General features: G+C 69.7%; 9 protein-coding genes and 5 pseudogenes. 3 read left to right on the top strand and 11 right to left on the bottom strand.

Translation table 11 applies throughout. The features are described from left to right. Both ACWCQ6_RS33135 and ACWCQ6_RS33140 read right to left on the bottom strand, forming a co-directional pair. A pseudogene (locus ACWCQ6_RS33135) lies at positions 1-95 on the bottom strand (ATP-binding protein); the annotation flags it as partial. A 56-nt stretch (positions 96-151) separates the two neighbouring features. Further along, positions 152-298: pseudogene (locus ACWCQ6_RS33140) on the bottom strand (serine/threonine-protein phosphatase); the annotation flags it as partial. 950 nt (positions 299-1248) lie between these two features. On the opposite strand from ACWCQ6_RS33140, the gene ACWCQ6_RS33145 reads away from it, so the two are divergent. Together ACWCQ6_RS33145 and ACWCQ6_RS33150 are read left to right on the top strand one after the other, a co-directional pair. Further along, positions 1249-2103, top strand: coding sequence for an IS5 family transposase (locus ACWCQ6_RS33145; protein WP_383078690.1), 855 nt, complete (start codon positions 1249-1251; stop codon positions 2101-2103). Next, on the top strand, positions 2100-2504 hold the full coding sequence (locus ACWCQ6_RS33150) for a hypothetical protein (RefSeq protein ID WP_451095582.1): 405 nt from the start codon (positions 2100-2102) through the stop codon (positions 2502-2504). Before ACWCQ6_RS33145 ends, ACWCQ6_RS33150 begins: the two co-directional genes overlap by 4 nt. A gap of 20 nt (positions 2505-2524) precedes the next feature. On the opposite strand, the gene ACWCQ6_RS33155 is transcribed toward ACWCQ6_RS33150, so the two are convergent. The 6 genes and pseudogenes from ACWCQ6_RS33155 to ACWCQ6_RS33180 all read right to left on the bottom strand — a co-directional run bounded on the left by ACWCQ6_RS33155 (position 2525) and on the right by ACWCQ6_RS33180 (position 9277). After that, positions 2525-2710: a tyrosine-type recombinase/integrase gene (locus tag ACWCQ6_RS33155; RefSeq protein ID WP_451095584.1), complete on the bottom strand. Its 186-nt coding sequence runs from the start codon at positions 2708-2710 to the stop codon at positions 2525-2527. A 593-nt stretch (positions 2711-3303) separates the two neighbouring features. Next, positions 3304-3774, bottom strand: a pseudogene (locus tag ACWCQ6_RS33160) (hypothetical protein); the annotation flags it as partial. Positions 3775-4080: 306 nt separating this feature from the next. Continuing rightward, positions 4081-4578 (bottom strand): HAD domain-containing protein, encoded by a 498-nt coding sequence (locus tag ACWCQ6_RS33165; RefSeq protein WP_451095586.1) that lies wholly within the window; start codon positions 4576-4578, stop codon positions 4081-4083. Beyond that, a pseudogene (locus tag ACWCQ6_RS33170) lies at positions 4575-4736 on the bottom strand (IS256 family transposase); the annotation flags it as partial. The pseudogene ACWCQ6_RS33170 and the gene ACWCQ6_RS33165, both read right to left, overlap by 4 nt. Before the next feature lie 339 nt (positions 4737-5075). Next, positions 5076-7835, bottom strand: a complete 2760-nt coding sequence (locus ACWCQ6_RS33175; protein ID WP_451095588.1) for a hypothetical protein — start codon at positions 7833-7835, stop codon at positions 5076-5078. After that, on the bottom strand, positions 7832-9277 hold the full coding sequence (locus tag ACWCQ6_RS33180; protein ID WP_451095590.1) for a hypothetical protein: 1446 nt from the start codon (positions 9275-9277) through the stop codon (positions 7832-7834). The genes ACWCQ6_RS33175 and ACWCQ6_RS33180 overlap by 4 nt, the downstream gene beginning before the upstream one ends. 309 nt (positions 9278-9586) lie before the next feature. On the opposite strand from ACWCQ6_RS33180, the gene ACWCQ6_RS33185 reads away from it, so the two are divergent. Continuing rightward, on the top strand, positions 9587-9835 hold the full coding sequence (locus ACWCQ6_RS33185; RefSeq protein WP_451095592.1) for a hypothetical protein: 249 nt from the start codon (positions 9587-9589) through the stop codon (positions 9833-9835). 560 nt (positions 9836-10395) lie between these two features. On the opposite strand, the gene ACWCQ6_RS33190 is transcribed toward ACWCQ6_RS33185, so the two are convergent. The 3 genes and pseudogenes from ACWCQ6_RS33190 to ACWCQ6_RS33200 form a co-directional block, all read right to left on the bottom strand. Next, positions 10396-10989: a dienelactone hydrolase family protein gene (locus tag ACWCQ6_RS33190; protein WP_451095594.1), complete on the bottom strand. Its 594-nt coding sequence runs from the start codon at positions 10987-10989 to the stop codon at positions 10396-10398. A gap of 161 nt (positions 10990-11150) precedes the next feature. Further along, the gene (locus tag ACWCQ6_RS33195; protein ID WP_451095596.1) at positions 11151-11588 is read right to left on the bottom strand and encodes a hypothetical protein; all 438 of its coding nucleotides are present in this window, start codon (positions 11586-11588) and stop codon (positions 11151-11153) included. A gap of 430 nt (positions 11589-12018) precedes the next feature. Continuing rightward, positions 12019-12305, bottom strand: a pseudogene (locus ACWCQ6_RS33200) (RpiR family transcriptional regulator); the annotation flags it as partial.

A 12305-nucleotide genomic window follows, 5' to 3' on the forward strand; every position in this document is an offset into this window, starting at 1 on the left:
CAGGCCGCGACCGCGAGAGCGACGGCGATGTGGGTCTTGCCGACCCCGGGCGGCCCGAGCAGGGCGGCATTCGCCTTGCCGTCGACGAACGAGAGACCTCCGGCCCGTGCGGCGCAAGGTCCAGCAGGACGGTGGTGGCGAAGAGTTCCGCGTGTTCCGTCCGCGCCGAGTCGGCCACGAGCCTGCGGTCGAGACGCACCGCGTTCGACTCCGCGTCCACGTCGTCCAGTACGGCCTCGCGGAAGGCCCCCAGGACGGAGGCGGCCGTCGCGACGGCCGACAGACCGTGCCTCTGCACGTCGCCGAGGAACGCCCGTACCCCAAGGAGGTCCGGGCGGACGTCGGAGAAATCACCCCCACGAGCGTGCCGCGCTCGACGACGCGGTACAGGCCAGCGCAGCGCACGCGTCCGACCTGCCGCCGTACGTCGGGGACGACGGCTCCATGGGTCGTCTCGGCAACGGTACGTTCCAGGTCGAACTGCTCGTCAGGCGCCCGCCGACGAAGACACTCGGGGCGCGACGAAGCCGAGGACGAAGAGGTCGGTGTTGCCGGGCAAGTTCAGATGGAAGAAGGGAACGGTCAGCAGCCCGATCGTCGCCGCACAGAGCAGAGCCGTGGCCCACGGCCGTAGGCCAGGACGGCCAGCGGAGGCGCCGCGCGGAGCAAGAAGCCGATGTCCAGCGGAACGGAGTCGGTCAAGAGAGGCCGCTCCGACCCCGACGAGCCGCAGCACGGACAAGACCCGCACCCAGCGGGGCGGCGGCGCACCGTGCAGCCAGCTCCGCCGGTGCACGCCGGTCGCCGCCCTCCTGGGCTTCACCACATCACCGGGCTCCTATGCCGAGGGGCGCAGCGCGCTCCACGTCTACCGTCCCCGCCGGTCCGGCGGGGACGGTAGACGTCCTTCCAGGCCGTGGCGGCTGGCGAAACAGGAGCCGCCTCAGTCCCCTTATGGCAGTCGCCCTTCAAAGCGGCCTGCGGTCCCAGCCCCTGGCCGTCCCAGCCACCAGCATCGGAAGCACCAAGATCCGGACCATTCTCGGACCAGCTCCCTCCAAGAAACTGCACCCATCATCAATCTCGCTGGTCAGCGCGTGGCATGGGCTGTACCACCAGCAGACGAAGAACCTGCTGTGCTCTCAGAGGGTGTTAAGTCCCGTTCCTGATGATGTGGTGTCGCTCTTTCGTGGGTGATGGGTCGGTTCCGTCCTCGCTTCATGTCGTGTGCATGATGGGGTCGCGGGCATGGAACGGATGCCGTACGCAACCGACTTGTCCGACGAGCAGTGGGCGTTGATCGAGCCGCTGGTCACCGCATGGAAGCAGGATCGGGTGTCGCGGTCGGCGACCGGGGACCCGGGCTCCTGCGACCTGCGCGAGGTCGTGAACGCGCTGCTCTACCAGAACCGGACGGGCTGTCAGTGGCGTCTCCTGCCGCACGACCTCCCGGCCTGGTCGGCGGTGTTCTACTACTTCAGCCTGTGGCGCGAGGACGGCCTTGACCAGCGGATCCAGGAGATCCTGCGCTGCCAGGTGCGGGAGCGGTCCAGGCGATTAGAGGACCCGTCCCTGGTGATCATCGACACCCAGTCCGTCCGCGTGGCGGCCGGAGTGCCGAAAAAGACGACGGGACTGGACGCGAACAAGAAGACGCCCGGCAGGAAGCGGGGACTCGCCGTCGACGTACTGGGCCTGATCATCGGTGTGGTGATCCTCGCCGCGAGCGCGCACGACAACGAGGCCGGCATCGCCCTGCTGGACCAGGCGGCCGAACGATGCGGGATGCGCCTGGAAAAAGTCCTCGTCGACCAGGGCTTCAAAGACGCCGTGATCATCCACGGGGCGGTGAAGGACATCACCGTCGAGGTGGTCCGCCGCAACCCCGACGACAAGGGCAAAGGCTTCGTCCCGCAACCGAAACGATGGGTGGTCGAGCAGGTCAACGGCACCCTCATGCTGCACCGGCGCCTCGCCCGCGACTACGACCACCGGCCCGACAACGCGGCCTCCCGCGTCTACTGGGCCTCCACCGCCGGCATGCTCCGCCGCCTCACCACCCCTACCCCCACCTGGCGGGACGACGTGGAGCTGGCCGCGTGAACGTCTGCGAACTCCTGCGGCTGCTGCAGACCGAACACGATGAGACCGCCGCACGAGCCGACCACCTGCGCGAGCAGATCGAGCGGCTCACCACCTCCCTCGCCGAGACCGAAGCCCGCCTGGCCGAGCTCACCGCCACCCGCAAGGTCATCGACGGCCTCACCCCACCCGACCACGAACCGGCCCCCGCGCAGACCACCACCGCCACCGCCTACCAGCGCATCGTGACCACGTTCAACGAGCACCCCGGCAAGGTGTTCCGCGTCCACGATCTGCACGAGCACCTCGGCCTGCCCACCGACGAGCCCTCGATCAACGTCACCCGCTCCCGCCTGGGACGACTCGCCCGTCAGGGATTCCTCGAGCAACCCGGACGCGGCCGCTACCAGAAACGGACTTAACGCCCTCTCAATGCCGGAGGTCAGGCCGCTTGCCAGAGGCCGGCGTCCAAGATCCGGGCGGCCTTGGTGATGCTGCCCGGCATCAAGTGCCGGTAGGTACGGTACGTCTCCTCGATGGACTTGTGTCCCATCCACTCCGCCACGTCGGTGATGGGGATGCCGCTCCCGAGGGCGTTCGAGGCGAAGTAGTGCCGGAAGCCGTACATCCTCCGGCGGGAGATCCGTGAAGAGCTTCCTCACCCGGCGCCGCTCCATGCCCTCGGTGAAGTAGCCGCCCCGGACCACGCAGCAGGTATCCGTCCTGCGTGGTGCCGTGCTTGGCCTCGTAGCGCTCGATCGCCTCCCGCACCGACCGGGGCAGGGGCACCTCCCGGAACTCCCCCACCTTGCGGTGCTTCAGCTTTGCCGGCCTCAGCGTGTTCGAGTGGATCTGCTCCCGCACCCGGTACACGTCCTGGGCCACGACGTTGTTGAAGTTCACCGCCCGCGCCTCACCGTTGCGCAGGCCGCATCCCGCCATCATGACGATCTCCAGGGCCAGATGCTCGTCGGCGACCACCAGCGCTTTCGTCACGTAGGCGAGGGAGGGGATGGCAACCTGCTCGCGCACGTATTCCGGCTCCTGCACTCCCTTCACCGGATCGTACGCCACGGCCCCCTTGGCGTACGCGTCCCGAAGAATGGTCTTCAGGACGCGGAATATGTTCACCTGATTCCCCCGGCCGACCCCGTCGTTCTCCATCTCGTCCAGGAAACGTTCGACCACCATCGGCGTGACCGAATTCAACTTCCGCGCTCCCAGACGCGGGACGATATGCACGTTGATCGCGCTGTCGACGTGCTCACCGGTGGAGTACTCCGTCATCTTTCGCTGCCGGGGCCGCCACTGCTTCGCGTACTCCTCGACCGTCAACTGTCCCAGCTCTCGTCGGGCCGCCGCCACCGAGGGCGTTGCGGTCTTCTTCTCCGTATACACCTGGGTGAGGCGCTCGATCGCGTCGTCCTGCGTGGCGTATCCGGACTTCTCGCGCTGCTTGCCGAGCGCGTCCCGGAAACGGATCGAGTACGGGTGGGGGCAGCGGGTGGGCTTCGCGCAGCCGCAGTCCTTGAAGAAGGTCCCCATGCCGCGGGCGAGCTGTCGGGCCATGTCACGCACCATCCGTTCCAGCCCAAGAACCATGCTCAGGCGCCGCGCTGCAGGTCGAAGGTCAGCAAGCACGGACACCACGCGGACGCGTGCTGACCGTTTGCTGACCTGAGGGGGGCACATGATGCCCCTGACCTGCGGCGACGCCAAATAGCTAGATCTTGGACTTGAACATGGTGCGCATCATCGAGGTACTCCCGGATCTATGCTCCCTGCCTGCGTTTTTGCAGGTCAAGGGCGGTTTCCCTACCCTACAACGAGTCGCAAGTCCGGTCAGCTTTCCCAGCTTCTCGAGGACTGCTCCTCACCAATTGCTGACTCTTCCGACGCGTCGTCAGCTGGCTTCGGAGAGGCTGAGCAGCCTCACCCGCTCCCCCGCCACACCACAACGGAGCAATTGTCAATTCCTGTGGATCACCGCGGGGAGCCTCAAGTGGCCCGCAGCCATTGATCGAGGACTGCGAAGTCTTCGTCGGTGAGGCCGCGGGACGACGTGATGCGGTGGAGGAGGGCCGGGGCGGGGTGGTGGGTGGACACCCAGTCTCGATCGGCTTCGGTGATCTCGTCGTCGACCCAGACGAACGGGCGTCCGTCCGCCCACGCCACCAGGGTTCGGGTCTTCCAGTGGAGTCCGTACCACTGGTCCTCGCGTTCATGCACGTCGGAGTGTTCCGGCCAGTGCACGACCGGCAGGGGCGGCAGGCAGAGTCGGGGTGCTATGTCGGTGTTCGCCTCCTCCTCCCAGGTGGTGGCCCAGACCAGCTCGCACGGCAATGCCGCGAGGCGAGGCCCGAGGCGAGGGTCGAGCCGCGTCAGGTGCGAATCTGTCGCGGTGCTTGACGGCTCGCGCTGCGGGCCGTCGCCGAACGGCAGGAGAGGTCCGTCGACGTCCAGGAACAGCAGCGGCCGTTCCTTGCGCTCAGTCATGCCGCAGCCTCCTGCTCACGCTCCACCAGGACGCCGCGTTCGAAGCGGGCGCCGGTGCGGACGAGGGCGACGAGGGCGACGAGGTGGGGTGCGGTGATCGCGCGCCGGCGAACCTGGGCGGACTCAGCGAGCTTGAACACCATCGCCAAGACCGCGGCCTGGCGCAGTTTCTGCCCGCAGCCACCGAGGAGCGTGCCGCACCAGAAGCGGTCGGTGCCGAACTGGCGACGGAACTCGTCCAGGTTGTGCGGTTGTTCGGGAAGGATGACGGGCTGGCCCGACTCTCGGCCACCGATCACGGCGGTCTGGATCAGACGGGTGTCAATCAGCGCCACCCTTGCTCCCTCCCGGTTCGAAGTATCTGCAAGCACAGGAGGCAAGACAGAGAGGCCCTGCCGCCGCCATAACGCATAAAGATACGCGAGGGCACGTTCCGTGATGGGGCTTCTGATGACGGTCCCAAGCATCGAGATCGCGACGCCGCCCGCGACGTGCCATCACATGACCGGGTGCGAGGGATTCCCGTTGAGATGGAAGAACAGCTGCAGGGGGTCCAGATCCGCTGCGGTCAGGAGGAGGCCGAGGTCTCGTCGGGCCTGCTCGCCCTGGGCCGTGGGGCGGGGCGCTCCGCTTTGGAAGGTTGCGGACGGGGTCGCCGGGACCGGGATGCGGAAGCTGGTCCACTGGGGGCCCCGCTGGCGGACGAGGACAGGTCTGTGCCAGGCCATGAAGCAGGGAACCCGCGAGTCATGGCCGCGGGCACGGGCGAGTACGGGGCCGGGCCAGAGGCCGTCGGGCAGGCCGGCCAGCACCGTCACTGCCTTCGCACACGCGGCCTGCGGGTTGCTGAACTCGCCCGAGAGTTCCCAGACACCGGCCTCGTAGGTCGCGCTCAGGTTGGCGACGTTCAAGGCACGGTGTGCCTCGACGACAGCGTCCGGTACGGCGCGGGCCCGCTTGCCAAGTGCTTCGACATCGGCCTCGGTGGCCACGGGTGCCCCGCGACGGCTCGCCTGCAAGTAGAGGTCCGCCGCGTGGTCCGGCTGCGCACGGGCGACCGCCGTACGGCTCAACCGCCAGGCAGTGGAGGCCACCGGTTCCGCGTCCGGTCCCTCGATCTCACCGTGCAGGCCGAGCAGCGACATGTGTACGGCGATGACCGCGTCAAGGCGTTGCCCCTGTTCTTCAGGCAGGTCCTCGTCCGCCAGCCGGTCCACTGCGGCGACCGCCGTGAGCGCGCGGAGCAGGTCCGCGGTGACAGCGCGCCAGCCGTAGTCGTCCTCGTCCCAGGCGCCCAAGGCGAGTAGCTGCAGGTGCAGGGCGGCGACCAGCAACGTCGTCGGCAGAGACCACGGCCGGGGCCGGGCTCCCACCTCCTCGTCGGCCTCCGCCTCCGGGCCCGGCCGGCGCTTCCGGGCAGCCTCGGCAGCTGCCTTGTCCGCTGCTTCAGCCTCGGACGCCAGCCGACGTGCCAGCCGGCCCATCCACCTGCGGCAGTGCTCGCGCGCACCGTCGGGAAGTTCCGACGGACCGTCCTCCACGTCCGCCTCCGTGCCGAAGCCGGCTTCGACAGCCTCCTCCTCGTCCTCGTCGTCCGACGTTGCGTACTCCGAGATCTGCCAGCGCTGTGCCACCGGAGCCTGCGGGAGCTGTGGCAGGTCCATCGCGAGGGGTCCGAAGGCCACCTCGGTCAGCTCCGGGCCCAGTGTCCGGCGGCAGTCGGCCACCGTCGGGGAGGCCCCGCCGACCCACGACGGCCGCACCGCCGCATCCATGACGATGAGCTCACGCAGCCGGGCGATGTCCTGCTCGAACCGCCGCGCAGCCACCGCGTCGCCGAACAAGTCGTCGAGTGCGTAGCTGCCGGAGAGGCGCGGGACCGAGTCGGTCGCGCCGCGCGGTGCACAGCGTTCGGCGCTGTAGAGGAAGGCTACGGCCGATTCGACGTACGTTCCGTCGCCCATTCGGCAGGTGGCTCGAACTGCGGCACCCGGTGGCGTAGCCGGCAGGAGGAACGTGGCGGTGTAGCGGTCCGCCGGAATCCGCCCGATCGTGTTCCACGAGCCTGGGGCGCCACCGTCCGACGAGAGCTCGACGGAGACATCCACACCATCGGGACGTCGGCCCAGTACGGCCTCCAGCGCGGGACCGTCCGCCCGCACCCCGAGCAGCACGAGCGCGGGCGGCGTTCGCACTCCGCCACGGGTTGCCGCAGTGGATCCGGTGAGCTCCAGGGCGGGGGTGGTCGGTCCCTCGTCCGGCAGCAACGGGCTGGTGCCGGTTGCCAGGACGGCGAGTTCGCAGTTACGGGCGGCGCCGGCCACGTGCCCGAGCAGGGCATCCCCCACGGCTCGGCCGAGTGCCGCCCTGGTCAGATTGGGGCTTCCGGTGAGCGCGTGCCAGCGCTCACCCGTACGCCACTCGATGAGTTTGCCGTGCCGCATCCTGGTCTCGGCGAGCTCGCGCACCCGGGCGGCAGGGTGCCCGGCGAAGGCGTGGCGCACCCCGTCCGCGTCGTAGCTGGACCACCTGCGCTGGAGTCCCAAGGTCACGTCGGCCGGGGACAGCCGGTCCCGGAGCAGCCTCAGCATCTCGCCCGAGGGATCCACAAAGGGCGCGTACAGCCGCAGTTCGTCCACCGGTCCGGCGGGGAGTTGGTCGAGGAGGGGTCGGTGCAGGTTGTGCACCAGGCGCACGTCCGTTCCTTCCGCTTCGAGGGCAGGTGCCTCGCAGTGCATTTCGGTCAGCAGGCCTGCGATGTGGCGCAGGTGTTCCTCCCACCAGGGGGTCATAGCAACGGCGTCCGGCAGCTCCTCCAGCCAGTCGGCGAGATCCGCCAGGAGCGGGTGGGAAGCAGCTTCATCGGTGGCGACGACCGTCCACAGTTCGTCGTTGGTGCCCCATCCTGACTGCGTCGGATTGCCCGAACCGATGGCGACGCGGCAGGCGTCGTCCCCCAGCAGCAGGGCCAGTTTGGGGTGGAAGGCCCCGTGGCACGAGGCGGCGCCGTGGAGGTAGCCGCGCCCGGCCTGCCGCACATCAATCGCCTCGTGCAGGGCATGTCCGGCGTCCCCGAGAATCGCGACGCGGGCGCCCAGCGCGCGAGCCACCGGGACGGCGACCGCTTCCAGGAACGGGAGGTCAGTGGTGAAGCCGAGGACCAGGAACTCCCTGAGCGGTGCCTTGTCCAAGCGCTCCTGCCAAGCCCGCAGGAGGGAGACAGGCGAGGCGAATTCGGTGTGCACTGCTGCCGTCATGCCACCACGTCCAGGCTCGTCCGCGCCGCTTCGGTCGGAGTCAGGGAGCAAGCCTCACCCGCGTCGGCCTCGAAGAGGCCGAGCTGCCGGCCGATGGAACCGAGCTGAGGGATCCGGATACCGATCTCCGCTCTCGACTCCTCGCCGATCCTGAAGTAGCGGTCGTTGCGCATGTGCAGGCGGGAGAAGATCTTGAGGCCGCCCGTCTGCGGGTCGTAGCGCAGCTTCCGTAACGCCACCCTTCGGGACTGGGCCAGCATGTCGTCCGCCAAACGGGACGCCAGGTCCCGGACCGGCCGGTCACAGTACTCGCGCATCAGGGCCTCCACCCACATCGGGTCGAGGAACTCTCGCCGATCGCCGAGGAAGGCGCGCCGGACCCCGGCGAACAGGGTGTCTCGGTGAGGATGTGTGCCGTCGGCACCGTCACGGGCGCGGAGGCCGCCCACGAGCAGGACTCGGATGTCCCGCCAGGGTGCCGGTTCCTCCTGGAGGAGCCTCGCTTCGAGCGGTACGGAGTGCCCGGCCCGGTCGTGGACCGGGCCGAGTTCGGAGATCGCCTCTTCGACGGTCCCGGCAGGCACCTGATCGCACAGCCAGGCACGGAGCTCGGCCGCCGAGCGGTCCTGGCCGCCATTTTGTCCGTCCTGCGTGCCAACCTCGGTCACGAGGTCCGCCCACAGCCGACGCCACGCGGACACGGAGTAGTGGCGCAGTAGCAGCCCCCTCCAGCGGGCTGCCTCGGGGACAGCGGACAGTACGGGGTCGTCGGCCAGGAGCGGGCCGAACGCGACGGCCTCCCGCAGTGCACCGGTGTACGAATCTCCTCTGCGCAGCTCGACCGCCCGCGCGAGCACGCGCAGCGTGGCCCTCCGCGTCCGGTCGGTGGCCTGCCATTCTCCCGGGTGGTGGATCCCGTCGCGGGTCGCGGTCAGCAACGAGGCCAGCCAGTCCCGCTCCGCGGTACAGGACTCACCCAGCGCTGCCGCCCCAGCCTCCTGCAACTCGGCAGGCCGCACCTGGGTCCGCCTGGATCCCGCGAGAGCGAGGAGCGGCGCGAACAGCTCGCGGACCTCCGCGGGGCACGCGTGCCGTCCCGGCCGGATCCCGCCCCTGTCGTACTCGACGGTGCCGAGGACCTGGGCGGGCGCACCGTACTGTGACCAGAAGCCCCACGAACGGGGCGAGTAGGCCCCGGCAGTCCGGTCGAGGTCGAGCCCATCGTCGGCGGACAGCCGGGGGTGCACGCCGTCATGGCCGTGCGGGAAGAGCCCGTCGGGGATGCCGCCAGGTGACCGGGCGATCTGTACAGCCGCGAGCAGCACCTCCGCGCGGCGCAGCAGGTCACGGCAGCTCTGGGCGTCAAGGTCCCGGCGCTCGGCCTCGGCGGCTGCAGCGGCATAGAGCGCGTAGTAGCGCGCGTACTTAGTGACGCTGGACACACCCGGCACGAGCCGGTCCACCAACCTTCGCACGGGCCCTTCGACGGACAAGGGGAACTTGGGACTCCGATGCCCCAGCCCCTCCTTGGCCCACGCCGGCCCCACTGCCTCCGCCCGCAACCTGTTGCCTTCCCCCTTGGCTGTTCCAGACGATACATCGGCCGCCTGACACCGGATCAGGGGGATCCGGTAGTGCGATGAACGCCGAGTGCGCGTCGAGCTACGCCGCACAGTCTGATGTGTCCACGGCTTCACGCTGCCGTCCGTCGGCGTCCTGGTCGTGGGCCTGGCCGGAAGGACCGGACGACCGTGCGAGCCGAGATGCGCCGCGGGCTGCGTCCCGACTGGCTGCTGCTGGTCAGCACACGCGCCGACGACGACCTGCTGCGCGGCCGTCCGACCTCAACGCTTCCGCCAGTCCACAGGAACGTCGACCGCACCGGAAGCAAGAGACGAACCGTCGCCTTCCAGCTCTGGTGCGGCCTCGGCTCCGCCTCCCCACCGGTACTGGGCGATCGAGCGCTCAGCCCGTCCATGATGACCGTGAGATACGTGTGAATGACGCACTCTGACACAGGCCGTACCTTGGCGACCGCGAAGGCGGTCCGGCCGACCGGAGTTACGGGGACATCGAGTTCGAGGTCGGTACGGCTCGTCTCGCCCCGGCGCGCCTCGACGGTCATCTCCTGTACGGGACAATCCAGTTGGTCACGCAAGGGCCATGGTGGCGCGCAGGTCCAGGCCGTCGGTTCGGCGGCTGACGGCGTGCTGCGCGGACTGGCGATCAGCTCGGTGCCGGGGGCGAGGTGCGCCGTGCCGGGGTGCCTGCCCGGCTCGCCTCGTTGGAGACCCAGGAACCCCTGGCCCGGGCGGAGCACGATCAAAAAGTCTCAAGTCAGCCGTTCTCGGTCTCTGTGCACCGAGGACTCGACAGCGGCGCGGTCGTCGAGAGGGCCGCGGATCCGCCTGCCTCGGCAAGTCCCGGGCCGGAGCCCGGGGCCACCGGTCGCGGCCTCCGGGAGCCGATGGGCACCAGGGGTCCGGCCTTCTCCGTCGATGCCTCAGGCCGGGCCGGGAACGGGCGTGGTCCGGGCCCTGATCCCCCCGTACCGGCCGTGTCATACGTCCCGGTGGCCGGTGCCCAGGGAGCGGAGGAAGTCCAGCGTGCGGTCGAGCAGCAGCGCGGCGGCCTCGGCGTCGTAGGAAGACAGCGAGTTGTCGGCGAACAGGTGCTGATCGCCGGGGTAGAGGTGCAGCTCGGCATCGGAGGCCTCGTCTACCAGGGCGCGGGCGGCGTCCCCGTCGCCCTCGTCGGTGAACAGGCGGTCCTCCTCCATGGCGTGGACACGGACCGGGAGCCCCGACGGCCAAGCCCCGAAGGCCGAGGTCGGCACGCATGAGTGGACGAACACGGCGCCGCGTGCGCCGGCTCGGGTCTGTGCCAGCTTCTGGGCGGGCAGCACGCCGAGAGAGAACCCGATGTGGACCAGCTCCGCCGGTGAGCCCTCCACCGCCCGGACGCCGCGGTCGAGCAGCTCGTCGAAACCGGTCTTCTCCGCGTATGCCAGTCCCGCGTCCAGGGTGTCGAAGGTGTGGCCGTCGTAGAGGTCGGGGGTGTGCACCGTGTGCCCCTCGCCGCGCAGGGTGTCCGCGAAGGCGATCACACCTGGCGTCAGACCCTGGGCGTGATGAAACAGGAATACCTCGGCCACCGTGAGCCTCCAACAGCCTTCGGACAAGGAACGATGCATGAATCTAACCGATGCATGAATCCGGAGGCCCGGAGGCCGTTGATCAATTCGCAGGCGGCGCCCCACGGCGGCTTCCCGGGCCACGGACCGGCCCGGAGACCGGACCACGCCCGGCAGCCTCCTCACCCCTCGGGCGGGGGCGCCAGCAACATGGGCCAGTCGGTATCGAACGCGAGGTCCGGATCCCCGGTGAACACCGCGGTCGCGGGTGCCGCCCGCGCATACAGCTCAGGGTCCGCCTCGGTCTCCGTCCGCAGGACCAGCACCGCCTCCGGATCGACTGACGAACGGCCGGGGAGCGCGGCGAGGTCCGTACCCGTCCGCCTCAGCGGGGACGGGTACACGGCGATGTCGACCGTCAGGCGGCGGCCGTCGAGAGTGTGTTCGGCCCAGCCATCGGTCTGCGACAGGAACAGCACATCGTCGCCCTCGTAGCAGTGGTCACCGAGCCGGGCGACGGCACGCTCACCGGGTGAGCCGTCCGGGTCGACGCGGAGCGTGACGACAGGTGCGTCGGGCTCGTCGGGGTTGACGCCGGTACGGACGTCAAGCCGTGCCACGGGCGGCCTCCGGTGACGGACGGGGCGGATGAGGAGACCAGTACAGCACGGCGGCCCCGGCATGCGGACCGGGGGCGGCTGAGGATCTCCGGCGGACCGTCGCGCCGGAGACCGATCGAGCTGATTCGCTACGAGGGGCAGACCCGCACAGCACTCCTGCTGTACGTTCCGCCCAACAGCTTGTCAGACGCCTTGCCCAACAAGCGATGGAGGCACCCGGCAGCCCTGGATTCATGTCGTCGAGGAATCATCCCGGTGCCGGGCGCGGTCCGCGGTGGCCGGTACGTGGTGCGGGTCGCCGCCGTCGACGCGTGCGGGAACGCCTCCCCGGCCGCGTCGCCGAGCTCCCGCACGTAGCGCGACGGGACCGGATCCGGGACCGGGCGGCTCCCTCCCTGGGGTGCCGTCCGGTCCCGGTCCTGCCGGGCGGTCAGGTCGCTTCGGGGTCGAACACGACCTGTCCCCTGGCGCGCCTGCCGACCACGGCCGCCGCCGCGACGGCACTGCCGGCGAAGGCCAGGGCGACCATCCACGGCTGGTTGAAGACATGCCGGGTGGCATGGTCGAGGGAGTAGCGGCCGGGTCCGGTCAGGCCGATCGCCGCGGCGGTGAAGCCGAGGAACGCCGGGTACTCGTAGCCACCGCCCTGGACGAGGAATCCGGCGGGTGCGGGGACGGCCACGGCGCCCGCCATCGCCCCGGCCGCGGCCGCGCCGG

It is taken from the genome of Streptomyces sp. NPDC001880 (assembly GCF_053594575.1).